Origin of the sequence: Paracraurococcus lichenis, assembly GCF_030657435.1 — a bacterium.
In the GTDB taxonomy this organism is placed as follows: domain Bacteria; phylum Pseudomonadota; class Alphaproteobacteria; order Acetobacterales; family Acetobacteraceae; genus Paracraurococcus; species Paracraurococcus lichenis.
Genome location: NZ_JAUTWS010000011.1, coordinates 165,103 through 191,357 on the forward strand (window position 1 = coordinate 165,103; position 26,255 = coordinate 191,357).

27 protein-coding genes are annotated in these 26,255 nt (G+C 72.7%); 15 read left to right on the forward strand and 12 right to left on the reverse strand.

The annotated features are described in order from the left end of the window. The first annotated feature begins 115 nt into the window (after nt 1–115). The 4 genes from Q7A36_RS13860 (at nt 116) to Q7A36_RS13875 (ending at nt 5,625) form a co-directional block, all read left to right on the forward strand. Nucleotides 116–2,671, forward strand: coding sequence for a ligase-associated DNA damage response DEXH box helicase (locus Q7A36_RS13860; RefSeq protein WP_305104296.1), 2,556 nt, complete (start codon nt 116–118; stop codon nt 2,669–2,671). Further along, the gene (gene pdeM, locus Q7A36_RS13865) at nt 2,668–3,372 is read left to right on the forward strand and encodes a ligase-associated DNA damage response endonuclease PdeM (protein WP_305104297.1); all 705 of its coding nucleotides are present in this window, start codon (nt 2,668–2,670) and stop codon (nt 3,370–3,372) included. The genes Q7A36_RS13860 and pdeM overlap by 4 nt, the downstream gene beginning before the upstream one ends. A 73-nt stretch (nt 3,373–3,445) precedes the next feature. Next, nucleotides 3,446–4,897 carry a cryptochrome/photolyase family protein gene (locus tag Q7A36_RS13870; protein WP_305104298.1) on the forward strand — a complete coding sequence of 484 codons (1,452 nt, stop codon included), beginning with the start codon at nt 3,446–3,448 and terminating at the stop codon, nt 4,895–4,897. Continuing rightward, nucleotides 4,894–5,625: a metallophosphoesterase gene (locus Q7A36_RS13875; RefSeq protein WP_305104299.1), complete on the forward strand. Its 732-nt coding sequence runs from the start codon at nt 4,894–4,896 to the stop codon at nt 5,623–5,625. The genes Q7A36_RS13870 and Q7A36_RS13875 overlap by 4 nt, the downstream gene beginning before the upstream one ends. 6 nt (nt 5,626–5,631) lie before the next feature. On the opposite strand, the gene Q7A36_RS13880 is transcribed toward Q7A36_RS13875, so the two are convergent. The 5 genes from Q7A36_RS13880 to Q7A36_RS13900 all read right to left on the reverse strand — a co-directional run bounded on the left by Q7A36_RS13880 (nt 5,632) and on the right by Q7A36_RS13900 (nt 10,300). Then, entirely contained in the window at nt 5,632–6,096 is a 465-nt protein-coding gene (locus tag Q7A36_RS13880; RefSeq protein WP_305104300.1) for a GNAT family N-acetyltransferase, read from the reverse strand. Then, entirely contained in the window at nt 6,093–6,857 is a 765-nt protein-coding gene (locus Q7A36_RS13885) for a creatininase family protein (RefSeq protein WP_305104301.1), read from the reverse strand. Before Q7A36_RS13885 ends, Q7A36_RS13880 begins: the two co-directional genes overlap by 4 nt. Before the next feature lie 13 nt (nt 6,858–6,870). Next, nucleotides 6,871–7,860, reverse strand: a complete 990-nt coding sequence (locus Q7A36_RS13890) for a Bug family tripartite tricarboxylate transporter substrate binding protein (RefSeq protein WP_305104302.1) — start codon at nt 7,858–7,860, stop codon at nt 6,871–6,873. Nucleotides 7,861–8,006: 146 nt separating this feature from the next. Further along, complete coding sequence (locus Q7A36_RS13895; RefSeq protein ID WP_305104303.1) at nt 8,007–9,674, reverse strand: cryptochrome/photolyase family protein; 1,668 nt, start codon at nt 9,672–9,674, stop codon at nt 8,007–8,009. Then, the gene (locus Q7A36_RS13900; protein ID WP_305104304.1) at nt 9,674–10,300 is read right to left on the reverse strand and encodes a DUF6134 family protein; all 627 of its coding nucleotides are present in this window, start codon (nt 10,298–10,300) and stop codon (nt 9,674–9,676) included. The genes Q7A36_RS13895 and Q7A36_RS13900 overlap by 1 nt, the downstream gene beginning before the upstream one ends. Nucleotides 10,301–10,470: 170 nt before the next feature. On the opposite strand from Q7A36_RS13900, the gene Q7A36_RS13905 reads away from it, so the two are divergent. The 6 genes from Q7A36_RS13905 to cuyB all read left to right on the forward strand — a co-directional run bounded on the left by Q7A36_RS13905 (nt 10,471) and on the right by cuyB (nt 16,393). Continuing rightward, the gene (locus tag Q7A36_RS13905; RefSeq protein WP_305104305.1) at nt 10,471–11,019 is read left to right on the forward strand and encodes a SixA phosphatase family protein; all 549 of its coding nucleotides are present in this window, start codon (nt 10,471–10,473) and stop codon (nt 11,017–11,019) included. Nucleotides 11,020–11,063: 44 nt separating this feature from the next. Beyond that, nucleotides 11,064–12,548 (forward strand): CYTH and CHAD domain-containing protein, encoded by a 1,485-nt coding sequence (locus Q7A36_RS13910; protein WP_305104306.1) that lies wholly within the window; start codon nt 11,064–11,066, stop codon nt 12,546–12,548. Between the two features lie 78 nt (nt 12,549–12,626). Then, complete coding sequence (locus Q7A36_RS13915) at nt 12,627–13,190, forward strand: thermonuclease family protein (protein ID WP_305104307.1); 564 nt, start codon at nt 12,627–12,629, stop codon at nt 13,188–13,190. 133 nt (nt 13,191–13,323) lie between these two features. Beyond that, nucleotides 13,324–14,643, forward strand: a complete 1,320-nt coding sequence (gene gltA, locus Q7A36_RS13920; protein WP_305104308.1) for a citrate synthase — start codon at nt 13,324–13,326, stop codon at nt 14,641–14,643. 359 nt (nt 14,644–15,002) lie between these two features. Further along, on the forward strand, nt 15,003–15,653 hold the full coding sequence (locus Q7A36_RS13925; RefSeq protein ID WP_305104309.1) for a hypothetical protein: 651 nt from the start codon (nt 15,003–15,005) through the stop codon (nt 15,651–15,653). A 41-nt stretch (nt 15,654–15,694) separates the two neighbouring features. Next, complete coding sequence (gene cuyB / locus Q7A36_RS13930) at nt 15,695–16,393, forward strand: cysteate racemase (RefSeq protein ID WP_305104310.1); 699 nt, start codon at nt 15,695–15,697, stop codon at nt 16,391–16,393. Between the two features lie 27 nt (nt 16,394–16,420). Here cuyB and Q7A36_RS13935 read toward each other — a convergent pair whose 3' ends face one another. The 4 genes from Q7A36_RS13935 to Q7A36_RS13950 form a co-directional block, all read right to left on the reverse strand. Continuing rightward, a complete protein-coding gene (locus tag Q7A36_RS13935) occupies nt 16,421–16,669 on the reverse strand; it encodes a hypothetical protein (RefSeq protein ID WP_305104311.1) in 249 nt (82 codons plus the stop codon). A gap of 77 nt (nt 16,670–16,746) precedes the next feature. After that, a complete protein-coding gene (locus Q7A36_RS13940) occupies nt 16,747–17,328 on the reverse strand; it encodes a Uma2 family endonuclease (RefSeq protein ID WP_305104312.1) in 582 nt (193 codons plus the stop codon). A 146-nt stretch (nt 17,329–17,474) separates the two neighbouring features. Beyond that, nucleotides 17,475–18,545, reverse strand: coding sequence for a tartrate dehydrogenase (locus Q7A36_RS13945; RefSeq protein WP_305104313.1), 1,071 nt, complete (start codon nt 18,543–18,545; stop codon nt 17,475–17,477). A 60-nt stretch (nt 18,546–18,605) separates the two neighbouring features. Continuing rightward, nucleotides 18,606–19,520 carry a LysR family transcriptional regulator gene (locus Q7A36_RS13950; protein ID WP_305104314.1) on the reverse strand — a complete coding sequence of 305 codons (915 nt, stop codon included), beginning with the start codon at nt 19,518–19,520 and terminating at the stop codon, nt 18,606–18,608. Nucleotides 19,521–19,665: 145 nt separating this feature from the next. On the opposite strand from Q7A36_RS13950, the gene Q7A36_RS13955 reads away from it, so the two are divergent. From Q7A36_RS13955 to Q7A36_RS13975, 5 genes are all read left to right on the forward strand, one after another. After that, entirely contained in the window at nt 19,666–20,226 is a 561-nt protein-coding gene (locus Q7A36_RS13955; protein ID WP_305104315.1) for a carboxymuconolactone decarboxylase family protein, read from the forward strand. 33 nt (nt 20,227–20,259) lie between these two features. Next, complete coding sequence (locus Q7A36_RS13960; RefSeq protein WP_305104316.1) at nt 20,260–20,901, forward strand: peroxiredoxin-like family protein; 642 nt, start codon at nt 20,260–20,262, stop codon at nt 20,899–20,901. Beyond that, nucleotides 20,898–21,821: a DMT family transporter gene (locus tag Q7A36_RS13965; protein ID WP_305104317.1), complete on the forward strand. Its 924-nt coding sequence runs from the start codon at nt 20,898–20,900 to the stop codon at nt 21,819–21,821. Before Q7A36_RS13960 ends, Q7A36_RS13965 begins: the two co-directional genes overlap by 4 nt. A gap of 58 nt (nt 21,822–21,879) precedes the next feature. Further along, the gene (locus Q7A36_RS13970) at nt 21,880–22,854 is read left to right on the forward strand and encodes a phosphoribosylaminoimidazolesuccinocarboxamide synthase (RefSeq protein ID WP_305104318.1); all 975 of its coding nucleotides are present in this window, start codon (nt 21,880–21,882) and stop codon (nt 22,852–22,854) included. A gap of 107 nt (nt 22,855–22,961) precedes the next feature. Further along, entirely contained in the window at nt 22,962–23,426 is a 465-nt protein-coding gene (locus Q7A36_RS13975; protein ID WP_305104319.1) for a hypothetical protein, read from the forward strand. 218 nt (nt 23,427–23,644) lie between these two features. On the opposite strand, the gene Q7A36_RS13980 is transcribed toward Q7A36_RS13975, so the two are convergent. The 3 genes from Q7A36_RS13980 to Q7A36_RS13990 all read right to left on the reverse strand — a co-directional run bounded on the left by Q7A36_RS13980 (nt 23,645) and on the right by Q7A36_RS13990 (nt 25,862). Next, the gene (locus Q7A36_RS13980) at nt 23,645–24,541 is read right to left on the reverse strand and encodes a protein-methionine-sulfoxide reductase heme-binding subunit MsrQ (protein ID WP_305104320.1); all 897 of its coding nucleotides are present in this window, start codon (nt 24,539–24,541) and stop codon (nt 23,645–23,647) included. Nucleotides 24,542–24,669: 128 nt separating this feature from the next. Next, entirely contained in the window at nt 24,670–25,284 is a 615-nt protein-coding gene (locus Q7A36_RS13985; protein WP_305104321.1) for a hypothetical protein, read from the reverse strand. A 146-nt stretch (nt 25,285–25,430) separates the two neighbouring features. Then, complete coding sequence (locus Q7A36_RS13990; protein ID WP_305104322.1) at nt 25,431–25,862, reverse strand: hypothetical protein; 432 nt, start codon at nt 25,860–25,862, stop codon at nt 25,431–25,433. Nucleotides 25,863–26,255 lie beyond the last annotated feature (393 nt).

Consider the following 26,255-nt stretch of genomic DNA (forward strand, 5'->3'; position numbering starts at 1 on the left):
CAGCCGCGCATCCCTCCATCGCCGGGATCGGCAGGCCGGGGCCGGCCCGCGGCGGAAAAAGTGCCGGCGCGAGGGACTTCCCGGACCCGGAAGGCGACGCCATAGTCAGGCGCGCATGGGAACATTGCCGGAACCTTTTGCCGCCTGGTTCGCCGGCCGCGGCTGGACGCCGCGGGCGCACCAGGTCGCGCTATTGCGCGCGGCGGAGGCGGGGGAGAGCGCTCTGCTGGTGGCGCCGACCGGCGGCGGCAAGACGCTGGCGGGCTTCCTGCCGAGCCTGATCGACCTCACCCGCGCGCCGCGCCCCGGCCTGCACACCCTCTACGTCTCGCCGCTGAAGGCGCTGGCGGTGGACATCGCCCGCAACCTGACTGCGCCGGTCGAGGAACTCGGCCTGCCGATCCGGATCGAGACCCGCACCGGCGACACGCCGCAGAACCGCCGCGCCCGGCAGCGAGAGGACCCGCCCAACCTGCTGCTGACCACCCCCGAGAGCCTGCTGCTGCTGCTGGCGAACCCCGAGGCCGCGACGCTCTTCGCCGGCCTCGGCGCCGTGGTCGTGGACGAGATCCATGCGCTGGCCGGCACCAAGCGCGGCGACCAGCTCGCGCTCGGCCTCGCGCGCCTCGGCATCCTCGCGCCCGAGGCGCGGCGGGTCGGGCTCTCGGCGACGGTCGCGCATCCGGAGCCGCTGCGCGCCTTCCTCTCGCCCTCCGGCCGGCCCGACGACGTGCGCCTGGTGCAGGTACGCGGCGGCGCAGCGCCGCAGCTCTCGGTGCAGCTTCCGGCCGGACACCTGCCCTGGGGCGGGCATATGGGCCTCGCCTCGGCGCCCGAGATCTACCGCAAGATCCGGGAAGCCAAAGTCACCATCGTCTTCGTCAATACCCGCGCCCAGGCGGAGCTGGTCTTCCAGGCGCTGTGGAAGCTGAACGATGACGCGCTGGCGATCGTCCTGCACCACGGCAGCCTGACGGTCGAGCAGCGCCGCAAGGTCGAGGCGGCGATGGCCGCGGGGAAGCTGCGCGCCGTGGTGGCGACGGCCTCGCTCGACCTCGGCATCGACTGGGGCGATGTGGACCAGGTGATCCAGGTGGGCGCGCCGAAGGGCGTCGCGCGGCTGCTGCAGCGGGTCGGCCGCGCCAACCACCGGATGGACGAGCCGTCGCGCGCTGTCCTGGTCCCGGCCAACCGCTTCGAGGTCATCGAATGCGCCGCGGCGCTGGAGGCGGTGCGGCACGAGGAGCTGGATGGCGACCCGCCGCGGCCCGGCGGCCTCGACGTGCTGGCGCAGCATGTGCTGGCCATGGCCTGCTATGCGCCCTTCCACCCCGATGCCCTGTATGCCGAGGTGACGCGCGCCGCGCCCTATGCCGCCCTCACCCGTCGCGACTTCGACGACGTGCTGCGCTTCGTCGAGGATGGCGGCTATGCGCTGCGCGTCTATGAGCGCTTCCGCAAGCTGTTCCGCGATTCCGAGGGGATGGTGCATGTGCGGGACCAGCGGGTGGCGCGGCAGTTGCGGATGAACCTCGGCACCATCGTCGAGACGCCGATGGTCAAGGTGCGGCTGCGCGGCGGACCGGTGCTGGGCGAGGTGGAGGAGTGGTTCGTCTCGACGCTCGAGCCCGGCGACAATTTCATGTTCGCCGGCCAGGCGCTGCGCTTCGAGGCGCTGGATGCGATGAGCGCCATCGTGACGCGCGGCGGCGAGGGCGAGATGCGCGTCCCCGCCTATGCCGGGGCGCGCATGCCGCTCTCCACCTGGCTCGCCGCGCGCGTGCGGGAGATCCTGCACGACCCGCGGAAGTGGCGGCTGCTGCCGGAGCCCGTGCGCGACTGGCTGCGGCTGCAGCAGAAGCGCAGCACGTTGCCTGAGAAGGACGGGCTGCTGATCGAAACCTTCCCGCGCGGCGGCCGCTGGTTCCTGGTCGCCTATTGCTTCGAGGGGCGGCTCGCGCACCAGACCCTCGGCATGCTGGTGACGAGGCGCATGGAGCGCGCGGGCTACGGGCCCCTGGGGTATCTGGCCACCGACTACGTCCTCGCGGCCTGGTCGGCCTTCGAGCCGACCGAGGTGGAGCCGCTCTTCGAGGAGGACATCCTCGGCGAGGACCTCGAGGATTGGATGGCGGAGAGCAGCATGCTCCGCCGCACCTTCCGCAACATCGCGACCATCGCCGGGCTGATCGAGAAGAACCACCCCGGACAGGAAAAATCCGGCCGCCAGATGACCATGAACTCCGACCTGATCTACGACGTGCTGCGGAAGCACGAGCCGGACCACATCCTGTTGCGCGCGACGCGGCAGGAGGCCGCGGGGGGCCTCACCGACGTCGCCCGCATCGGCCTGCTGCTGGCGCGCGCGAAGGGGCGCATCCGCCACATGCGGCTCGACCGCGTCTCGCCGCTCGCCGTGCCGGCGCTGATCGAGGAAGGGCGCGAATGGGTCGCCGGCGGCGCCGAGGACGCGCTGCTGGCCGAGGCCGCGGCGCTGGTCGAGGAGGTGACGGACGGCGCCGAGATCTTCTCCGAACTGCTCGCCGAGGTGACCGAGGGCGTGCGGCCGAGCCCCGGGCGCGTGGTGGACAAGCCGCGCCACCGCGACGGCAAGGACCGGCGCCGCAGCCGCTTCATCCGCAGCGCGCCGAAGAGCCTGAGCGGCGCATGACCCCCGCGCCGCTGCATGTCGCGGGCGAGCGGCTGATGCTCGACCCCGCGGGGCTGCTCGCCTGGCCGGCGCGCGGCACGCTGGTCGTCGGCGACCTGCATCTCGAGAAGGGCAGCCACTTCGCCCGGGGCGGCCGCTTCGTCCCTCCCTACGACACGCGGGAGACGCTGCAGCGCCTGCAGCTTGCGCTCCGCCGCTGGCGGCCGGCGCGCGTCATTGCCCTCGGCGACAGCTTCCACGACGCCGACGGCGCCGGGCGCCTGCCGGCCGAGGATGCGGCGCTGCTGCACCGGCTGCTGGCCGGCATCGAGCTGGTCTGGGTGCTGGGCAACCACGACCCCATCCCGCCGGAGGGCCTGCCCGGCACGGCGGTGGAGGAGATGCAGGACGGGCCTCTGACCTTCCGGCACGAGGCGCGGCGCGGCCCGGTGAAGCCGGCTGAGATCAGCGGCCATTTCCACCCCAAGGCCACCATGCCGACGCGCTGCGGCGGCGTCACCCGGCCCTGCTTCGTGGCGGACGCCTGGCGCGTCATGCTGCCCGCCTTCGGCGCCTATACCGGCGGGCTGGATGCCGGCGACCCCGCCATCGCCGGTCTTTTCCCGCGGGGGGCGCGGCTCTTCCTGCTCGGGCGCGACCGGCTCTACTCCATGCCGGTCGCGCCGAGCCGGGCGCGGCTGGCGGCGGCAGGCCCGGCGTGACCGGGCAGGTCGTGCCCTTCGCCTGACCGGGGGCGAATGTCGCCTTCTGCGCGTTCCACCCCAGATATGGGGGATGGACCGCCCCGCCCTGCTCTGGTTCCGCCAGGACCTCCGCCTCGCCGACAATCCCGCGCTGCAGGCCGTCGCCGGCCGGCCGGTGCTGCCGCTCTTCGTCTGGGACGAGGCGGCGGCCGGGCCTTGGGGCCCGGGCGGCGCGGCGCGCTGGTGGTTGCGGCACTCGCTCGCCGCGCTGGCCGCAGACCTCGCCGCCCGCGGCGCGCCGCTGCTGGTCCTGCGCGGGCGTGCCGAGATCCTGGTGCCCGCCATGGCCGAGGCGGTGGGCGCCGCGGAGGTCCATGCCGGCCGGCTGCACGAGCCCTGGGCGCGCGAGCGCGACGGCCGCATCGCCGAGGCGCTCGAGGCCGCGAGGCGGCGGCTCCGCCTCTGGACCTCCGCGGTCCTGCGGGAGCCGCCGACGGTGATGAGCGGCAGCGGCAAGCCCTATGCCGTCTACACGCCCTTCGCCAAGGCGGTCGCCGCGATGGGGGAGCCCGACCCGCCGCTGCCCGCCCCTGACCGCCTGCACCCCGTGCCCTCGCCGCCCGCCGGCGAGTCGCTCGAGGCGCTCGGCCTCTACCCCGTCGCCGGCGAGCCGGACTGGGCGCGGGAATTCCCGGCGCTCTGGCAACCGGGCGAGGCCGGGGCGCAGGACCGCCTGCGGCGCTTCCTCGCCGGGCCCGTCGCCGGCTACACGACCGGCCGCAACGACCCGGGCACGGAGGGCACCTCCGGCCTCTCGCCCCACCTCCGCTGGGGGGAGATCTCGCCCCGCCAGGTCTGGCATGCGGTGCGGCAGGCGCAACCCGGGGACCTCGCCCGGAGTTGGCCCTTCCTGTCCGAGATCCTGTGGCGGGAATTCTCCTACCACCTGCTGTGGCACCGGCCCGAGATGCCCGAGCGAGCCTTGCGCGAGCGTTTCCGCACCTTCCCCTGGCAGCCCGATGCCGCGCTGCTGCAGGCCTGGCAGCGCGGCCGGACGGGCTACCCGATCGTCGATGCCGGCATGCGGCAGCTCTGGCGCTTCGGCTGGATGCACAACCGGGTGCGGATGATCGCCGCCTCGCTGCTGGTGAAGCACCTGCTGCAGCCCTGGCAGGCCGGCGCCACCTGGTTCTGGGACACGCTGGTGGATGCCGACCTCGCCTCCAACAGCGCCTCCTGGCAGTGGATCGCCGGCAGCGGCACCGATGCCGCGCCCTATTTCCGGGTCTTCAACCCGGTGCTGCAGGGCGAGAAATTCGACCCTGAGGGCCGCTATGTCCGCCGCTTCGTGCCGGCGCTGGCGGGGCTGCCGGACCGCTACGTCCATCGCCCCTGGGAGGCGCCGGAGGAGGTGCGGCGCGCCGCCGGCCTCGCGCTCGGCCGCGACTACCCGCGTCCGGTGGTGGAGCATGCCGAGGGGCGGGCGCGGGCGCTGGCGGCCTTGCGTGGCCTTCGCGGCGCCGCCGAGGAACCGGCCGCATGATCGACGCCGCCATGGCCGACCTCAGGCGCCGCGGCTTCGTCGGCCTGCGCGTGGTGGGCGACGTGCATGGCGATGCGGTGGCCTTCCGCCATGCGGTGCTGGGGGCGGAGGCGGAGGGACTTTTCCTCCTCCAGCTCGGCGACCTGACCGACCACGGGCCGGACAGCCCCGGGGCGCTGCGGCTGATCTTCGGCCTGCTCGATGCGCGGCGCGGCCGCTTCCTGCTGGGCAACCACGACCACAAGCTGCGCCGCGTCCTGGTGGGGGAGCGCGTGCATGTCCCGCCCGACGGCCTCGGGCGGACGCTCGACCAGCTCGCGGCCGCGCCGGATGGCGAGGCGCTGGCGGAGCGCGTGGTGCGGGAGGTCACCGCGGCGCCGGCCTGGCTGCGGATGGGCGATTGGTGGTTCGTGCATGCCGGCTGGCATCCCGCCATGATGCAGCGGCCGTCGCCGCCCGATGCCGGGGCGCAGAAGCCCGACCCGGTCCTCTCCCGCGCGCTGTTCGGCCAGGTGACCGGCCGCATGCGCGCCGATGGCTATCCCGACCGCGTGCATGGCTGGGTGGACCGCATCCCGCCGGGAATGGTGGTCTATTGCGGGCATGACCGGCGCTCGCCCGATGGCCGCCCCTATGTGCAGGAGGGCGAGTGGGGCGGCCGCGCCGTCTTCCTCGACACCGGCGCGGGCAAGGGCGGGCACCTCTCCTGGATCGACCTCCGCTGGTGACGGCGCTCAGCCGTCGCGGCGGATGATGAAGCCGTTCGCCACCCGCTCCATGCCGAGCTTCGGATACCAGGTCATCGGGTCGGGCGCCGAGAGCAGCAGCAGCATGCAGCCGGGGCCGATGATGCGCTTGGTCTCGGCGATCAGCCCGCGGCCGAGCCCGCGGCCCTGGAAGGCCGGATCGACGCAGAGGTCGGAGAGGTAGCAGCCATAGGCGAAGTCGGTGAAGGACCGCGCGACGCCGGCGAGGCGCCCGGCCGCGTCGCGCGCCGTGACGACGAGGCTGGATCCGGCCAGCATCGCCGCCATGCGCGCCGCGTCATCGACCGGGCGGCCGAGGCCGGAGGCGCGCACCACGGCGGTGAACTCCGCCGGGTCGAGCCGGCCTTCCTCCCGCGCGAAGGCGAAGCCGGGCGGCGGCACGGCGAGCGCCGCCCAGGCGGCGTGGCCGGCGAGGATCGGGGTCTCGCTCATGCCCAGAGCTTCGGGTTCAGCAGGAGTTCGGCTATCCGCGCGGAGATCGCCGCCAGCAGCCTCTCCCCCTTCTCCGCCGTCGCCACGCGGGCATCGCCGATGACGCCGGTCTCGGAGATGGCGCGGAAGGAGCGCCGCAGCGCCAGGGCGGGGGGCTGGCCCTCGACCCGCGTGGACATCGGGCCATGCGCCTCGGCCAGGCGTCCGGTGCGCACGCTGTCGGGCCGGAGCGCCAGCATCAGGGAGGTCTCGGCCTCGCAGGCATGCATCAGGCCGGCCTGGCGCTCGAGGATCGGCGCGATCGCCTCCGGCACCATGTGCCAGTAGGTGCCGGCCGCGACCCTGATGCCGAACTCGATGCTGAACTCGCCGGCGGCGACCATCACCGCTTCCGAATTGCCGCCATGGCCGTTCAGCAGCATCACCCGCTTGAAGCCGTGCCGGGCGGCGGATTTCACGATGCCCCGCAGCACGCCGGCGAAGCTCTCGTAGTCCAGCGTGACCGTGCCGCCGAACTCCATGTGGTGCTCGGCGAGGCCGGTCCAGACGCAGGGCGTGACCACCACCGGCGCGCCGGCCTCGGCGATGCGCGCCGCGGTGCGCGCGGCGACGCCGCCCGCCAGGATGATGTCGACGCCGGTCGCCAGATGCGGCCCGTGCTGCTCCAGCGAGGCGACCGGCACGATCACCAGCGCATCCTCGGCGGCGCGGGCGCGCAGTTCCTCGGCGGTCAGCCGCATCCATTCGGTCTCGGTGGTCATGCCCTGCCCTCCCCTACTCGGCGGTCGCGCCGCTCTCCTCGACCAGCGCCTGCCAGACCGGCATCTGGCTGCGCCAGAACTCGCCGAAGGCCTCCGGCGTGGCGTCCACCGTCGGCAGGACGGTCAGGTCGAGCAGGCGGCGCCGGACCTCCTCCTGCTCCAGCACCTGGCGGATCGCCGCGTTGAGCTGCGCCAGCACCGGTGCGGGCGTGCCGGCGGGCGCCGTGACGCTCCACCAGTTCAGCGCGTCGATCCCCGAGCCCGGCAGCAGTTCCGCCATACCCGGCACCTCGGCCAATTCCGGCACGTAGCCGATCCGCTGCGCGCTGCCGGCGGCGAGCGGCCGGAAGCGTCCCTCGCGGATATGCGGCAGCAGCGCGGGGATGACGTCGAACATGATGTCGATGGTGCCGCTGACGAGGTCAGTGATGGCCGGCCCGCCGCCGCGATAGGGGATGTGGGTGATGTCGATCCCGGCGGCGCGCTTCACCTTCTCCATGTAGAGATGGCTGATGGTGCCGGTGCCGCTGCTGCCCATGCTGATGCGGCCGGGATGCGCCTTGGCATCGGCGACCAGGTCCTGGAAGCTCTTCCAGGGCCGGGCGCTGTTGCAGACCATCAGGATGGTGCCGATGCCGACGCGGGTGACGGGGGCGAGGTCGCGCAGCGGCTCGAAGGGCATGCGGCGGCCGTAGAGCCACTTGTTGGCGGTCAACAGATTGGCGCTGGTGAAGAGCAGCGTGTGGCCGTCCTTCTCCGCCTTGGCCACCGCGTCGCCGCCGATATTGCCGCCGGCACCGGGGCGGTTCTCCACCACCACGGGCTGGCCGAGGACGGCCGGCAGCTTTTCGCTGACGAGGCGGGCGATGATGTCGTTGGCGCCGCCCGGCGCGATGGGCACGACGATGCGGACGGGGCGGGTCGGGAAGCCCTGCGCGAGGGCGGGCGCGGCGAGCGTGGCGGCGAGGCCGCCGAGCAGGGCGGCGCGGCGCGGGACGGTCATGGGGGCCTCCGGCATGGCTGAGGCGCGGGTGTCGCGCGGGCGGCGGCGGAGCGCAAGCCGGCCTGTCGTTGCGGCCGAGGCGCCTTGCGGCGCCTTCGACTGCGTCGAAGGCGACTATCGCTGCAAGCCACGCTGGCGGAGCGGCGTCAAGGGCGAAGCCGCGCTCCGCGCGGTCGGCCTTTGGCCGACCCTTGACGCCGCTCCGCCAGCATGGCCAGGGCTTGGGGTCGCTCGACGGTGTCGAGCGTCCCGCCGGGACGTCGATCGACAAGCGGCGGGCCGGGATCCATCTCCGGCCCGGCCAGGAAATCCGCGGCCGCCGCGCGCAGCGCCGCCAGACGCTCCGGCGGCATCCTGCGCAGGGCCTGCAGCGGCATCGCCATGCGCGGGTTGCCGGCGAAACGCCTCTCATGCCGCGCGAGAAAATCCCAGTAGAGCGCGTTCATCGGGCAGGCCCGCGGCCCCGTGCTCTCCCTCACGTCGTAGTCGCAGCGCCGGCAGTAGTCCGACATGCGGTTGATATAGGCGCCGCTCGCCGCATAGGGCTTGCTCGCCATCACCCCGCCATCGGCGTGCAGCACCATGCCATGGGTGTTCGGCAATTCGACCCACTCGAAGGCATCGGCATAGACCACCATGTACCACTCGTTCACCGCCCGCGGGTCGAGCCCCGCGAGCAGGGCGAAATTCCCCGTCACCATCAGCCGCTGGATATGGTGCGCATAAGCCAGGTCGCGGGTCTGCGTCACCGCCTGCCGCAGGCAGTTCAGCCGCGTCTCGCCGGACCAGTAGAACCAGGGCAGCGGCCGCGCCGCCTCCAGCGCGTTCAGCCCGGCATAGTCGGGCATCTTCAGCCAGTAGATCCCGCGGACATACTCCCGCCAGCCGAGGATCTGCCGGATGAAGCCCTCCACCGCGTTCAGCGGCGCGCGGCCGGCGCGCCAGGCCGCCTCGGCGGCGTCGCAGCAGGCGCGCGGCAGCAGCAGGCCGATGTTCAGGCTGGTCGAGACCAGGGCGTGGAACAGCACCGGCTCGCCGGTCGCCATGGCGTCCTGGTAGTCGCCGAAATCGGCCAGGCGATGCGCGACGAAATCGGCCAGCGCCGCCTCGGCCTCCCTCGCCGTCACCGGCCAGGCGAAGCCCTCGAGCGTGCCGAAATGGTCGGGGAAGCGCGCCTCGACCAAGGCCATGACCTCGCGCGTGATGGCATCCGGCGGGAAGCGCCGCGGCGCCGGCGGCGCGACGCCCGGCGCCAGCCGCCGGCGGTTCGCCGCGTCGTAGTTCCAGGCGCCGCCGGCCGGCGCGCCCTCCTCCATCAGCAGGCCGGTGGCGCGGCGCATCTCGCGATAGAAGAACTCCATGCGCATCTGCTTGCGGCCTTGCGCCCAGCGCCGGAACCAGGCGAGGTCGCAGAGGAACCGGCTGTCCTCGCGGATCTCGACCGGCAGGCCCGCCATCGCCTCCCAGCCCTGCATGTCCTGCAGCACGCGCCATTCGCCGGGGAAGGTGCAGACGATGCCCTCGGGTGCGTGCCGCGCGACGGCGCGGGCCACCTCGCCGGCGAGCGTGCCGGTATTCGCCGGATCGTCCAGCCGAATGTAGTCCACCTTCACGCCCCGCGCCGCCAGCGCCCGGGCGAAGTGCCGCATGGCCGAGAGCACCAGCACGATCTTCTGCTTGTGGTGCCGGACATAGGTGCACTCGCCCATGACCTCCGCCAGCAGCACCACGTCGCGCGCGGGGTCGAGGCCGTCGAGCGCCGAGAGGCCGCGGCTGCACTGGTCGCCCAGCACCACGCGCAGCAGGCCGGGCATCAGGCACGCTCGAAGGTGACGATGCTGCCGTCCTCGGCCTTGGTCCGCCAGCCCGTCCAGGTGCCGTCGGCGGCGTAGCTGCCTTCCGATTCCTCCTTCCCCCTCGCGCGCCACAGCACGCCACCGCCGGGCAGCGGGCTGCGCGACCAGGAGAGCGTCACGGGCTCGCCCGTCTCGTTGTCGAAGAGCGGCCTAGTGAAATGCCGCGGGTCCCACCAGGACAGCGGCGCGGCCTCCGCCGGCAGCCGGTAGGCGCCCGCCGTGCCCTGCACCTGGATCGCGCCGCCCGCCGCCTCCGCCCGCATCTCCGTCACCGTGCCGTTGCGGTCTCGGCGCGAGGTGGCGAGGCGCAGCCGGTCGCCCGACCAGGACTCCTCGAAGCGGTGGCTGAGGCGGAAGACCGTCACGCCGAGCAGGCGCACGGCGATCTCCACCTCGGTACGGGCCGTCAGCAGGCCGCCCGCCTCGGCGAAGGTGACGCGGTGGGAGCCGATCTCGCTGCCCTGCCGCATGACGCGGAAGCGCAGCGGCGCCGGCGCCGCGCCCGCCGGCCGCGCCGCCGCCAGCAGCGGCAGCGCCAGCAGGCCGCGCCGGCCGAGGATGGGCAGGCCATCGGCGAAGGTCATGCCGCGGGGGTCTCCGGATGCGTCCGGCGCCGAGATAAGCGCTCGCGCGCCGGCCGGAAGGGCCGGCGCAGCCGTCGCAGGTGACATCGCCTTCATTCCCATCCAGGGCATCGCCCGCCGTCGCCGAGGGGGCAGGACAACCGCAGCCGGCCATGGCAACATGGCCGGCGATGCGACAGCTCCTGCTGCTGCGGCACGCGAAGTCCTCCTGGGACGATCCGGCCCTCTCCGACCATGCCCGGCCGCTCAATGCGCGCGGCCGAAGGGCCGCGGCCGCCATCGCCAGCGCAATGCGCGAGCTCGGCCTCACCCCGGACATCGTCCTCGTCTCCTCCGCCCGCCGCACCCTGCAGACGCTCGAGGCGCTGACGCCCTTCGAGGACGGCGCCCTGATCGAGCCGATGGACGCGCTCTACCTCGCGCCCTGGCGCCGGCTGCTGGAGCTGATCCAGGCGGTGCCGGAGACCGCGCGCAGCCTGCTGGTCATCGGCCACAACCCGGGCCTGCACGAACTCGCCATGGCGCTGGCCGGGGCGGAGGGCATCATCCGCGGCGGGCCGGACATCCAGCGCCTGGCGGATGGCTACCCGACCGGCGCGCTCGCCGAATTCACCATCGCCGGACCCTGGCGCCTGCTTGAGGCCGGGGGCGGACGACTTGTACGATTCATCCAGCCGCGGGACTTCCTTGCGGCCGATTCGACGGAGACGATGAGCTGACCAGTCCGGACAGCCTGGGACTGGACACCCCGCCGGCGCCAGAGGTGGTCGCCGGGCCGGAACGGCCGCGCCTCGCCCTGGAATTCGAGATCGAGCCAGAGGCGGCGGGCCGGGTCACGCGCCAGGGCACGGTCGCCGCGGCGCGCACTGGCCGCGCCCGCAGCGCGGCGGCGGAGCTGATCTGGCTCGACAGCGCCGAGGGCAGGCTGGCCGCCGAGGGCCTGGCGCTGGAGCAGTCGGAGCGCGGCCTGCGCCGCCTGCTGCGCACCATGCCGGAGGCGGACCGGCCCTGGCTGCCCGGCACCCCGCCCGAGACCGTGCGCCTCGACAGCCCGGAGGACGGGCCGATGGTCCCCCTCTCCGCCTTCAGCGGCCGGCAGACCAGCCTCTCGCTCGCCACCGCCGCCGGGCCGGTGCAGCTCCAGCTCCTCCTCGGCAAGCTGCGCGCGGTGGCCGATGAGCGGCCGGCCGCCCGGCTGCAGCTCGAGGGCCCGGCCGAGGCGGTGCTGGCGCTGGCCGGCCAGCTCGCCGCCGACCTGCCGCTGCTGCCGCCGCGCGCGGCGCTGGCCGAGGAAGGCCGGGCGCTCGCCCGCGGCGAGGCCCCGCGGCCCCGCCGCCGCGGCCCGCCCGACCTCGCCGGCGCCGCGACGGTGGAGGAGGCGCTGGTCGCCGCCATCGGCCACCTGCTCGAGGTGATGCTGCACCACGCCCCGGCCTGCCGGCTCGGCGCCGGGCCGGAGGGGGTGCACCAGATGCGGGTCGGGCTGCGCCGGCTGCGCAGCGTGCTGAAGGTGTTCCGCCCCGCGGCGGGCTGCCCGGAGGCGCAGGAATTCGATGTCGGGCTGAAGGTGCTGGCCGACCGGCTGGGCCCGGCGCGGGACTGGGACGTCTTCCTCGCCGGCCTCGGCGCCGCGGTGGCGGAGGCGCTGGAGGGCGACAAGCGGATCGCCGCCCTGATGAAGGCCGCCGAGGCGAAGCGCCAGGCCGCCTATGCCGCCCTGCGGGCGGAGCTCGATGGCCCCGGCTTCCGCCGGCTCGTCCTGGCCGGCCTCGGCCTGCTGCTCCGCCGGCCCTGGCGCGCGGCGGCCGGGGAGGAGGACGGCGCCGAGCGCCTGGCCCGGCTGGAGGAGGCATTGCCGGAGTTCGCCGCCGCGCTGCTCGACAAGCGCTGGCACAAGCTCTGCTCCGAGGGCGAGGAAATCGAGGGGCACTCGGCCGAGGCGCTGCACGAGGTGCGACTGGAGGCCAAGCGCCTGCGCTATGCCGCCGAGCTCTTCGCGCCGCTCTGGCCGGGCAAGGCGACGCGGCGCTTCCAGAAGCGGCTCTCGGCCCTGCAGGAGGAGCTCGGGTTCGCCAACGACACGGCGGTGGCGCGCAGCCTCGTCGCCTCGCTCGGCCCCGGCGTGCCCGCCTGGGCGGTGGGCGCGGTGGAGGGCTTTGCCACCGCCCGGGTCGGCGCCGCGCGCAAGCATGCGCTGGCAGCCTGGGAAGATCTGATGCTTGTCGGGCCTTCCTGGACTCGCCTCTGAACTCCGCGAAAACCTGGGCTCGCACTGTCGTGAAGAGAAGCTTGCGCGCGGCCAGGGCGGCTTGATAGGGCTCGACGCATGCGCATCCGGCGGATCTTCCGACCCTCCCTCGCGGCCCGGCTGCGGCTGCCGCTTGCCGTCGCGGCCTGCCTCGGCATCTCCGCCGCGCTGATCCCGGCGGCGCTGCCGGGCGGCCTGTCCGGCGCCTCGGGGCCGCCGCGGGTAGTCAGCGTGCCGGCGGCGGAGGTGCGGGTGCTCGATGGCGGGACGCTGCGGCTCGGCGCGCAGGTGCTGCGGCTGGAGGCGCTGCGGGTGCCGGACCGCGGCCGCGCCGCCTGCCGGGACGCGGCGGGCGGCGCGCAGGATTGCGGCAGCGCGGCGGCGGCGGCGCTCGCCGCACTGGTCGCCGGGCGCGACCTGGCCTGCCGGGTGCGGAGCGAGGACCGGCAGGGCCGCGCGACCGGCACCTGCGAGGCGGGCGGGGTGGAGATCAACGCCTCGCTCGTCGCGGCCGGCTGGGCGCTGGCCGATGCCGGCGCGGCACCGGGGCTGCTTGCGCTGGAGGCGACGGCGCGCCAGGACGGCCGCGGCGTCTGGGGCGCCGCCTCGCCCACGGCGGAGACCTGGCGGCGCGGGCTGTGACCAAAGTCTGGGCCGCCACGTTCGCCCTTCGTGCCCAGGCGCGTTGCCAAGGCCGGCAGGGCGCCGATATCTTGCACTGCACCACGCGACCGCCCCGTTTTGAGGCGACGCAACCCTCAAGGACGCACATGATATGAGCAGCTCGTCAACCGGAGCGGCGAAGAAGACGATCACCGTCACGCTCGACGGGTCCAATCGCAGCACGAGCCTGCCGGTGCTCTCCGGCTCCATCGGCCCGGACGTGGTCGACATCCGCAAGCTCTACGGCGATCTCGGCGTCTTCACCTTCGACCCGGGCTATGGCGCGACCGCGAGCTGCGACAGCAAGATCACCTATATCGACGGCGACCAGGGCGTCCTGCTCTATCGCGGCTACCCGATCGAGCAGCTCGCCGAGCAGTCCGACTTCATCGAGGTCTCCTACCTCCTGATGTATGGCGAGCTGCCGACGCCGGAGCAGCTCGAGGCGTTCCGCAAGGGCGTCACCTACCACACCATGGTGCATGAGCAGCTCCGCCGCTTCTTCGACGGCTTCCGCCGCGATGCGCATCCGATGGCGGTGATCTGCGGCGTGGTCGGCGCGCTGGCCGCCTTCTACCACGACAACCTCGACATCAACGACCCGCACCAGCGCGAGATCGCGGCCTTCCGGCTGATCGCCAAGATCCCGACCATCGCCGCCTGGGCCTACAAGTACTCGCTCGGCCAGCCCTTCATGTACCCGCGGAACGACCTCTCCTACGCGGAGAACTTCCTGTACATGCTGAACGCGGTTCCGACCGAGCCGTGGAAGAACAACCCGATCCTGTCGCGCGCCATGGACCGCATCCTGGTCCTGCACGCCGACCACGAGCAGAACGCCTCCACCTCCACCGTCCGCCTCGCGGGCTCGACCGGCGCCAATCCCTTCGCCTGCGTCGCCGCCGGCATCGCCGCCCTCTGGGGCCCGGCGCATGGCGGCGCCAACGAGGCGGTGCTGAAGATGCTGGCCGAGATCGGCAAGCCCGAGAACATCCCGCAGTTCATCCGCGAGGTGAAGGACAAGAACTCCCACACCAAGCTCATGGGCTTCGGCCACCGGGTCTACAAGAACTTCGACCCGCGCGCCAAGATCATGAAGGAGACCTGCCACGAGGTCCTCGCCGAGCTCGGCATCAAGGACGAGCCGTTGCTGGACATGGCGATGGAGCTGGAGCGGATCGCCCTCTCGGACGACTACTTCATCTCGCGCAAGCTGTACCCGAACGTCGACTTCTACTCGGGCATCATCCTGAAGGCGATGGGCATCCCGACCAGCATGTTCACCGTGCTCTTCGCGGTGGCGCGCACCGTCGGCTGGGTCAGCCAGTGGAAGGAGATGATCGAGGATCCGGCGCAGCGCATCGGCCGCCCGCGGCAGATCTATACCGGCGCGACGCTGCGCGACTACGTGCCGGTGTCCCGCCGCGGCTGATCCCGCACCGCCGGCCCGATCCTGGGACGCCCGCCGGAGCGATCCGGCGGGCGTCCTGCGTTCGGGGCTGCCGTAGCCGGTCCCGGGCGACGCCCGTCTCACCGGCCTCGGAACCGAGCCTCTGGCCCGCCTGAATTGTGGCCAAATATCGCCGAAATAGACTCGGTTTGTTCTGCGGTCATCCTGCGGCGACCGCGCCGGACCCCAGTAGAGTTTCAAATTGAGAGTTAAAGCATCGCTCACAAAGCGCGTGATACGGGGGTAATTCTACACGCTCCGCGCGAAAAACCCTTGCAGAGTCGACAACCAACTCACAGCATTAACCTGCTTGTTGTATGAAGCATGCAGGAATACACCCCATGAGCGAGGCCCTCGCCGCGACCCACCACCTGGCCCTGGACCGGAAGGTCCGCAGCCAGTTGCGGAAATGGCCACAGCGCCCGCCCGGTGTGGCCCACAGCATGAAGCAGCCGGGCACCTGGCTGCGCGGGCGCCCGGGCGATGCCGCCGGCCCGGCGCATCCCTTCCTGAAATTCCCGGGCGCCGACCGATTGCGCACGCTGCCGGACGGGCTGTGGCTGCATTTCAGCCCGACGCCCGCCGATCCCTATGTCGACATCCTCTGCATCGAAGCCTGTTCCTCCCTGCAGAACCTGCTCGACAAGCGCTCGCGCTTCGCGCCTTCCACCTCCTCGCTGCTGGCGGTGTGCCCGGTGCCCTGGCTGCTCGCGCCGGTGCAGCCGGGCGACCCGACGCCGCGCTGGCGCCTGATCCGCCTGCTGCAGGAGGAGCCGACCCGGCCCCTGGCCCTGCCGGTGCGCGACATCCGCGTGCTCTTCGGCCTGAAGAACCGGCACTACGAGGGCTTCGCGCGCACCCAGGTGGCGCATCCGCACGAGTTCTTCTGCCCGATGGACGCCCTGACGCGGGAGGACGGGCACGAGGATCCGGACATGCGGGCGCTGATGTCGCGCGCCGCGGCCAGCGCCAACTTCATGCGCCTGCCCTGATGCGGCAGGATGCGCCCCTTCGGCAGGGAAGGGTCGCTGGGGTGACGGAGAAGATGCTCGGCGTGCTGGGCGGCATGGGACCGCTGGCCAGCGCGCAATTCATGGTGCGGCTGACGCTGCTGACCCCGGCGGAGCGGGACCAGGACCACATCCCGACGGTGCTCTGGTCCGACCCGCGGGTGCCGGACCGGACGGCGGCGCGGCTCGGCACCGGGGAGGACCCGCTGCCCGCCCTGCTGCGCGGCCTGCGTGGCCTGGAGGCCGCCGGCTGCGGCGCCATCGCCATCCCCTGCAACACCGCGCATGGCTGGTTCGCGGGGATGCGGGCGGCGACCCGCCTGCCGATCCTGCATATCGTCGATGCCGCGGCCGAGGACCTGCACCGGCAGGGCGTGGCGCCGGGCCCGGTCGGCGTCATGGGCACGGCGGCGACGCTGGCGATGGGGCTGTACCAGGAGGGGCTGGCCGGCGCCGGCCGGGACTGCCTGCTGCCCGATGCGGAGGTGATGGCCCGGCTGGTGACGCCGGCGATCGCGCTGGTGAAGGCGAACCGGGTGGCGGAGGCCTACGAACCCCTGGCGGAGGCGGCGCGCAGCCTCGTCGCGCGCGGGGCGCGGGCGGTGGTGCTGGGCTGCACGGAGATCCCGCTCGGCATCACCGCGGGGCCGGCCCTGCCCTTCGCGGTCGTCGACACGATCGATGCCCTGGCACGGGCGGCGATCGCCTGGGCGCGGGGCTGACCGGGCGCTGCGGTCAGCCCGGATGGTTCAGTCGCAGTCGCAGCCCGGGGTCGGCCCGGCATCGCCGTGCACGACATGGTGGTCGATCCATTCGGCCACCAGGCGGCGGGCCTCCTGCACCGAGGCCTCGGGGTGGTGGACGCGGTAGAGGGTCGTGCAGGCCCGGAAGGCGCAGAAATCGTCCGACCCCGTCTCCCGCAGTTCGCGGTAGGCCGTCACCACCGCGCGCTCGCAGCGGCGGACGATGGTCGTGACGGGGATGGCAGCCTGACCCATTCCGAGTTCCTCCGGTCGCGAGCTAATTGCGAATCACTCGCAACCAGTCGATATCCTAGCGATGCCTGAACAGGGGTTCAAGTTTCGCGGGCGGCAGAATCCGGGTCAGGAGGCAGGTCCATGTCCTCGTAGAGCTCGGCTAACGGCAATGCGATGCCGATCTCGGGCAGGTGAAGCGTGTCGGCCTCGGTCAGCAGGGCGCCGCGCCACTCGCCCTCGATGCGGGCGAAGACGGTGGCGGCGATGCGGTCCTGCTCCAGCATCACGTAGCGCCGGACCGAGGGGGTGGCGGCGTATTCGCGGTTCTTGGTGATCCGGTCGTTGGCGGCGGTGGAGGGGCTGAGGACCTCGAAGATCACCACCGGGTCACGGACGACGGTGCTGTCATTGGCTCCGCCGGTGCAGACGACGAATGCATCGGGATAGCGGATGGACCCGGCAACCTCGACTTTGAGGTCACTGCCGAAGGCCCGGCATGGGCCGCCTCGCAGACGGCCATGGAGCGCGCCCATGAGATTGCCCTGCAGGATGGCGTGCGCACGTGTCCCGCCCGTCATCGCGACCGGGTGGAAACCATCGAATTCATGGCGGAGGTCCTGCCCGTCCTCCCAGGCCAGGAACTCCGCCAGCGTCATGCTGGGGCGGAGGGCGACCGACATGGGCGCATCCTACGGGATGCCCAGGGCCGTCGCCACTGTCCCGCCGCGGGAGGGCGCCTCGCAGGTGGCGGCCGGGGCGGAGCATCACCCCCGCCCGGGCTCGCCCCGCGCATCCCGCCCCCGCGGCGCGGTGCCGGGGGCGGCGGTCAGGCCCGCCCGACCACCTCCGCCAGCGCCTTGCCGACATCGACCGTGCCGGCATTGCCGCCCATGTCGCGGGTGCGCGGGCCACCCTCGGCCAGGTGCTTCTCGATCGCCGTCACGATCGCATCCGCCGCGGCCTTCTCGCCGAGATGCTCCAGCATCATCGCGCCCGACCAGATCTGCCCGATCGGGTTGCAGATCCACTTGCCCGCGATGTCGGGCGCCGAGCCATGCACCGGCTCGAACATCGAGGGGTGCGCCTTCTCCGGGTTGATGTTGGCCGAAGGCGCGATGCCGATGGAGCCCGCGACCGCCGGGCCGAGGTCGGAGAGGATGTCGCCGAAGAGGTTGGAGCCGACCACCACGTCGAACCAGTCGGGGTGCTGCACGAAATGCGCGCAGAGGATGTCGATGTGGAACTGGTCGGTCGTGACCTCCGGGTAGTGCTTGGCCATGGCGGCGAAGCGTTCGTCCCAGTAGGGCATGGTGAAGGTGATGCCGTTCGACTTGGTGGCGCTGGTCACCTTCTTCCGCGACCGGGTCATGGCCAGCTCGAAGGCGTAGCGCAGCACGCGGTCGGTGCCGGTGCGGGTCAGGATGGACTGCTGGGAGACGAACTCGCGCTCCGTCCCCTCGAACATCCGGCCGCCGACGGAGCTGTACTCGCCCTCGGTGTTCTCGCGGACCACGTAGAAGTCGATGTCCTCCGGCCCGCGATTGGCGAGCGGCGTGCGGGCGCCCGGCATCAGCTTGCACGGCCGGAGGTTGACGTACTGGTCGAAGCCGCGGCGGATCGGGATCAGCAGGCCCCAGAGGGAGACATGGTCGGGCACGCCGGGCCAGCCGACGGCGCCGAGGAAGATCGAGTCGCTCTCCTTCAGCCGCTCCATGCCGTCGTCGGGCATCATCTTGCCGGTCTTCGCGTAGGTGTCGCAGGACCAGTCGTAATGGGTCAGCTCGAGCTCGAAGCCGAAGCGGCGGGCGGCGGCGTCCAGCACGCGCAGGCCCTCGGGCGTCGTCTCCTTGCCGATGCCGTCGCCGGGGATGACGGCGATGCGATACTTCCGCGCCATGGGCTGTTCCTCCGATCGGGGCGGCGAACCTGACCGGGGCGGAGCGGGGCGGCAAGCCCCTCACCCCAGCCCGTAATCCGTCAGCAGCGGGTCCAGCCGGAACTCCGCCGCCAGGTGCTCCGTCACCGCCCGCACCCGCGGCGGCACCTGCCGCCGGCTGCTGGTCGCCACCTGGATCGGCATTGCCGGCGGCGCCCAGTCCTCCAGCAGCGTCACCACCTCGCCGCTGGCGATCTCCGGCCCGAACAGCCAGACCGGCGCGACGAAGACGCCCATGCCCGCCAGGACAGCCGTCCGGACCGCATCGCTCGCGCTCGCCCGGAAGCGGCCGCTGACCGGCACCCGCACCACCTCGCCCCCCCGCTCGAAGCTCCAGACATCGCCGGTCGAGAGGCCCGCGAAGCGCAGGCATGCGTGCCCCGTGAGGTCGCCGGGATGCTCCGGGATGCCGGCCCTGGCCAGATAGGCCGGGCTCGCCACCGTCACCCGCCGGGTCAGCCCGATCCGCCGCAGGATCAGCCCCGGGTCGGTGACCACACCGATGCGGATGGTCGCGTCCAGCCCCTCCTGCACCAGGTCGCCGAAGGCATCCCCCAGCACCAGGTCGATCGAGAGGCCCGGATGCCGCTCCAGCAGCGCCGGCAGGCGCGGCACCACGTGCAGCCGCCCGAAGGCGAGCGGCGTCCCGAGCCGCACCTCGCCCGAGACCTCGCCGCGCCGGGCGCCGACCGCGCCGAGCGCGCCATCGGCCGCATCCAGCGCCTGCCGCGCCGCATCCAGGAAGACCCGCCCCTCCTCGGTCAGCGAGACGCCGGTGGAGGAGCGGTGCAGCAGCCGCGCGCCCAGGCGCGCCTCGAGATCCGCGACCTGGCGGGAGACCGCGGGCTGGGAGGTGTTGAGCGCCCGGGCGGCGGCGGAGAAGCCGCCGAGCTCGGCGACGCGCACGAAGGCGCGGAAATGCAGCAGCAGGTCCATGCCCGGACAGGATGCCCGACCGTTGCCCTATCAGCAAAGCGGATAGGGGCAAGCCGTTCGGGCCGCGATCCGCCGGGCGCGGCGGCACGGCAAGGTCTCCCCACGCCCGGCGATGACGCCGGCGCCCGAAACAGGAAACAGGGCCATGACCGACTTCACCCGCCACACGCCGGAGACCGCCCCCGCCGGCGAGCAGCTCGCGCAGATCAGAAAAGGCTGGGGCTTCATCCCCAACCTGCACGCGACGCTGGCCGAGAGCCCGACCGCGTTGCAGGGCTACGACACGCTCTTCGGCCTGGTCGGCCAGGGCACGCTGACGCCGGCCGAGCAGCAGGTCGCCTTCATCACCGCCAGCCGCATCAACGAGTGCGAGTACTGCGTCTCCGGCCACAGCGTCCTCGCCGGCGCGGCCAGGCTGGATGCGGCGAGCATCGCGGCGCTGCGCGAGGGCACGCCGCTGCCGGATGCGAAGCTCGATGCGCTCGCCCGCTTCACCGCCGCGGTGGTCGAGCAGCGCGGCCGCCTGTCGGAGGCGCAGGTCGAAGCCTTCCTCGCCGCCGGCTACAGCCGCGCGCAGGTGCTGGAGGTGGTGCTGGCCGTCGCCACCAAGACCATCAGCAACTACGTCAACCACCTGACGAAGACGCCGCTCGACGCCTTCATGGCGAAGACCGCCTGGACCGCGCCCTCCCGCCGCGCGGCCTGATGCCTACCCACCCCCGACCCAAGGAGACGCACCATGCTGCAGCAGGAGCTCGACGCCTTCGCCGCGGAGTGGCGGAAGAAGGCCCCGGCCGAGGCCCAGGCGCTGATCGCGGCGCAGATCGAGGATCTCAAGGCCGAGGGGATCGAGGCGCGGGCGCTCGGCGCCGGCGCGGAGGTCCCGGACATCACCCTGCCGGACGTGCACGGCCGGCCGGTGCGTCTCCGGGACCTCGGCCCCGCGGTCTTCGTCTTCTACCGCGGCGGCTGGTGCCCCTACTGCAACCTGCAGCTCCGCGCCTGGCAGCGGGAGCTGGCGGCGATGGAGGCGGCAGGGGTACGGCTCGTCGCCATAAGCCCGCAGACGCCGGACGAGTCGCTCTCGACGCTGGAGAAGAACAGCCTCGCCTTCCCCGTGCTGTCGGACAGCGAGGGGCTGGCGGCGCGCGCCTTCGGCATCCTGTTCGACCTGCCGCCAGACCTGGTCGCGCTCTACACCCGCTTCGGCCACGACCTGCCGAGGATCAACGGCCAGGTGGGCTGGTCGCTGCCGATCCCAGGCACCTTCGTCGCCGGCGCCGAGGGCCGGCTGGTCTTCGGCCGGGCGGAGGCCGACTACCGCAACCGGGTGGAACCGGCCGAAGCGCTGGCCGCGCTGGCGTCGCGGAGGGTGGCATGAGCGCCGCCCTCGCCTCCCCGACCCGGCGCCCCGCCGTCATGGCCGGGCTCGACCCGGCTCTCTTGGGCCTCGTCTGGGGCCTGGTCGCCGCCCTCGCCTGGGGCAGCTACCTGGCCTTCGCGCGGGTCGGGGTGGCCGGTGGCCTCGCGCCGCTCGACTTCTCGCTGCTGCGCTACGGCGTCGCCGGGCTGATCCTGCTGCCGGTGCTGCTGCGGCGACGGCCGTTGCGGCTCGGCGGCCTCGGCTGGCGGCGCGGGCTGCTGCTGGCGGTCCTCGCCGGGCCGCCCTTCATCCTGGCCTCCACCCTCGGCTACCGCTTCGCCCCGCTCGCCCATGGCGCGGTGGTGCAGCCGGCAGCCTTGACGATCGGCGCCATGCTGGCCGCGGCGCTGGTCCTGGGGGAGCGGGTGGCGCCGCTGCGCTGGCTCGGCCTGGGCGTCGTGCTCCTCGGGCTTGGCATCGTCTCGGGCGCGGGGTTCGAGGGCGGCGCCTGGCGCGGCGACCTGGCCTTCGCCGCGGCCGGGCTGCTCTGGGCGGGCTATACCCTCGCCAGCCGGCTGTTCCGCGCGGATCCGCTGACCGCGACGGCGGTCGTTTCAGTCCTCGGCGGCGTCGCCAGCCTTGGCCTCTGGCTCGGTTTCGGGGACCCGGCAGCGATGCTGGCGCAGGGCTGGCGGGTGCTGGCGCTGCAGGCCGCGATCCAGGGCGGGCTGGTCGGCGCCCTCTCGGTCTTCGCCTTCTCGCGGGCCGTGGCGCTGCTGGGTGCGGCGCGGGCGGCGATGTTCCCGGCCATGGTGCCGGCCTTCGCGGTCCTCTTCGGCATCCCCGTGGCCGGCGAGTGGCCGGAGGCGGCACAGTGGATCGGCCTCGGCGTGGTCATGGCCGGCCTGCCCGTCGCCATGGGGCTGTTGCGGCGGTAGGGCGACGCACCCGTGCCGCCCTCTGGCGCCCGCCTGCCGCGGCAGCCTAAACCACCCCATGACCAGCGCCGCCGACCTCGCCCCCTATGCCGACTTCGTCCTCCGCGACGCCACGATCCCGGAGCTGCCGAACCACTACCGCGGCAAGGTCCGGGAGAATTACGACCTGCCGGACGGGCGGCGGATCATCGTTGCCACCGACCGCCTCTCGGCCTTCGACCGGATCCTGACCGCGGTGCCGCTGAAGGGCCAGGTGCTGACCCAGCTCGCCCGCCACTGGTTCGAGCGGACGGGCGACCTCTGCCCCAACCACGTCATCGAATACCCGGACCCCAATGTCCTGGTCTGCCGGCGCCTCTCGATCATGCCGGTCGAGGTGGTGGTGCGGGACTACCTCGCGGGCACCACCTCCACCTCGATCCTCTCGATGTACAGGGCGGGGCGGCGGGAGATGTACGGCCACCGCTTCCCCGAGGGCCTCCGGCCGAACCAGAAGCTGCCGCGGACCATCCTGACGCCGACCAGCAAGGCCTTCGACGCCGGCCATGACGAGGAGCTGACACCGGCGCAGATCGTGGACGGCAAGTTGCTGACGGCGGCACAGTGGGAGCAGGTTTCCGCCCTCGCCCTCGCGCTCTTCGCCCGCGGCCGGGAGATGGCGGCCGCGCGCGGCCTGATCCTGGTCGATACCAAATACGAGTTCGGCTTCGACGCCGAGGGCAGGATCCTGCTGGCCGACGAGATCCACACGCCGGATTCCAGCCGCTACTGGTTCGCGGGCAGCTATGCCGAGCGCTTCGAGGCCGGCCAGGCGCCGCAGAGCTTCGACAAGGATTTCGTGCGGTCCTGGGTCGTCGCCCGCTGCGACCCCTACAAGGACGCGGTGCCGGAGATCCCGCCCGAGGTGAATCTCGAGGCCGCGCGGATCTATATCGAGGCCTTCGAGACCATCACGGGCACGGACTTCCCGCTGCCGGCGCGGGACCGGCCGGTGCTGGAGCGCATCCGGGCGAACCTCGCGCCCTACTTCTGACGCCGCCGCGCGGGCCGCAACCATCGCCCCGCCGGCGGCTTCTGCCCGGCAGCGGCGGCGGCCCGGATGGCCCGGACCGCGGCGGGCCGCATGGCGCGGGCGGTGGCATGGGCAGTCTCTGGGCATCCTTCGGCATCGGCCTCGTCGCCGGCATGCGCACCATGACGGCGGCGGCCGCGCTGGCCTGGGCGGCCTCGCTCGGGCGGGCGCGGGCCGGCTGGATCCCGGGCGGCGCCGGACCGCGCAACCTGGCCATGGCGGCCGCCCTCGCCGAGATGGCCGGCGACAAGATGCCCTTCGCGCCGGACCGCCGGATCGCGCCCTCCTTCCTCCTCCGGCTCGCACTCGGCGCGGCCGGCGGCGCGGCGCTGGCCGGGCGCGGCGCCTCGGAGGCGGAGGGCGCGCTGGCCGGCCTGGCGGGTGCCGTGCTCGGCACCCTGGCCGGGCGGGCGGCGCGCGGCGGCACCACCCGATCAGGCGCCGACTGGGCGCGCGCCCTGACGGAGGATGCGCTGGCCGCCGGCCTGGCCACGGCGCTGGTCCGGCCGCCGGCGCGGCTGCAACGGGGCTGACCCGGCGGCGGAGACGCGAGCCTCACCTGAAGCCGAGCCGCCCCTTCGGTGGCCGGCCAGGCGGCGCCCGGGTCGTCCGCACGCCGAACGGCGCGCCCGCAGGCCGCCGCCCAGGTGCCGAAGCGCCGGCGGGACGCCACGGAGCCCCGCCGTGGGGCGGTGTCGCCGGCGGGCCGCGCGAGGGCTATCCGCCGGCCGGGCGGACTCGGCCCGCCGCCTCAGCGACCGACCGTAACCGGGCGGCGCGCCGGGTTCCGGCGCCACAGCAGGGCGAGCACCGGCACGGCCAGCGCCGCGACCCCGGCCCAGACGGCCGGGCGCAGGCCGAAGGCGACGTCGAGGTTAGCGAGCAGGATGCGCTCGGCCGGCAGCCTGGTCGCCACCGCGTACCAGAGATACTCCCACCCGGCCGCGGCCAGGGCGGTCAGCGGCGCCAGCGCCAGCAGCGCCAGTGGCCGCGCCCGCCAGGCGGCGGGCAGCAGCCGCCAGAGCAGCAGCCAGGAGAGCAGGCCGCCGGCCAGCACCGCCTCCCAGACCACCGACTTGGACTGCCAGTAGAAATGCAGCACGCCGAGCGCGGCGATGGGGAAGGCCAGCCGGTGCACCTGCTTCCAGCGCGGGCCGAGGTGCCGGATCCAGCCATCCGTCGAGGTCCAGCCGAGCGCCGCCAGCCCGGCCAACGCGACGAAGCCGATGGTCAGGTAGGGCCGCAGCACGATCTCCGCGACGACCTTGCCGAGGTCGAAGCTCTCATGCCCGGCATAGAGGGCCAGATGCAGCCCGGCATAGGCCAGCACGGTCAGGCCGAGCAGCCGCCGCAGCGCCGGGATGCGCGGCTCCGAGACGATCGTCCCGAGCGGCGTGATGGCCAGCGTCGCCAGCAGCAGCCGGATGGTCCAAAGGCCGATCTCCTTGAGTGCGGCCTTCCAGGGCTCCGGCCCCAGCAGGCCGAGCGCCGCCTCGGCCGCGACCCAGGCGGCGGGCGCCAGCAGCAGGGCGAAGACCACGGCGCGCAGCAGGGAGAGCCGGCCGGCGCGGTCCTGCCAGGGCCAGGTGAAGGGGCGCCTGCGTCCGGCGGGCAGGGGGAAGGCGGTGCGGAGGATAGCCTGCATCATGCCCCTGATTTCGTCGCGGGCAGCGCGGAAGTAACCCCCGCCCGATGGGTCGCGGCGGCCGGCGCGCAGGGCCGAGGCAACGGGTCCCGAGTTGCACCGACCTCGCCCCCGTCAGGGCAGCCCGGCGTTCAGTTCGTCTCGGTGCAGGGCGTGCAGGTCGTCAGGTCGAGGTAGATGTCGAGGGTGCAGAAATACTGGATGTTGTTGCTGCACTGCTCGGTCCAGGTCTGGAGGCACATGATCCCCTGAGTGTTATTGCAGGTGTTCTTGGTGTTGCTCTGCGGGCATCCCGGATCCTTGAAAATCGGCTGGCTCTCGGTGCGGGAGCCGCAGGCCGGCGCGAAGCTGGGCGGCGGGTTGCTGGAGCATGCGATCGAGATGTTGTAAGTCTCGTCTTTCAAGCACCAGTTGGTGATCGTCACGTCCAGCTTGTTGGGGGCGCCGACCTCGCCGGCGTTGTTCTCTGCCGTCGTGAAGCAGTTATTGTCCTGCTTCCAACGGTTGTAATCGCCTGCGTAGTAGCCGCCCCAGTAATAGGGGTAGTTGCCATCGCAGTAGAAAGCCCAGCCCTTGGTGTCGCTGGCGCCGAATTTGATGGGCGCCTGCGGCGTGAGCTGACAGTTCGGGATGCCGGAACACGGGTCGCTGGAACTCCCGACGCTGGACTGGGCCGCTCCGAGGCCGGGGCAGAGGATCAGGATGAGGGTGCCCACCAGCAGGGCGCGAACGAGGATCAGCGGCATTGGTGTTCTCCCGCTTCTGAAAGATTTGAAAGAATAGACTCGCCAGAGCAAGTCGTCGCAGAGTGGAAGCGCTCGGAGGCGAGACTCTGCTCTGTAAATCAAGCGCCTGGAGCATTCTCACGCTGCGCAGTCAGCCTGAGAATGCTCTAGGGTGCGTTGCTGATGACGGCGCGGCGGTTGGTGGGCACGGCCCCGACGGACTGCAGGTAGGATGTGGGGCGGATCCGCTGCTCGGTGCAGCCGAGGATCACCGTGGCCGATCCGGTGGCGTCGGCATTGTTGCCGATGACCAGCGTCAGCCCTCCGGTACCAGTGGCCACGACACCCACCGTGATGTGCTCGTGGCGCCTCGCATCCCACCCGAGGAGGTTGGGATGATCGCCAGGGCATTGGACCAGAACGGTCCTGGATCTGCCGGCATCCACGGAGACCTCATCCGTCTCGATGGCCGTGCACGGGGACGCGCTCTGGCAGGCATTGCCTTTCTCGTCCAGTACCCGCGTGGTCCTGTACAGGGTCTGGCTGGACGCTTCCCCGTTGGACAGGACCAGCGTCGCAAGTGCGACAATCCAGGCCATGCAACTTGAGTGTAAAGAACGCATTGGCATGTTCCCTACCCAAAGCTGAATTGCAGGAAAATCACCGAGGCTCTGAACCGGCAATGTCTTTCCGGAGAGTTCTAATCCGAACGATCCCGGATCCGTGCGGCGATAACACGATCAGCCGCTCACGTTTACGTCTGTGCGCCCACCCAAGATCTGGTGCGGTGGGGTGCCGTTCGAACGGACGCCTGCCCTCGGCAACCCTCTCGAGTTCGCGCCGCAATAAGCAATGCGCAGGCTTTCCGCTCGGGGGCCTGGGCGGCGCGACGTGTGGCCCGATCCGCGAAGGCCTGCCGGGGCACCGGCCGCGGTGTCCGCTCAGCGTCCCTACCCGACCTCCATCCCGGGGCGGTCGTCAGGGTCCGATCC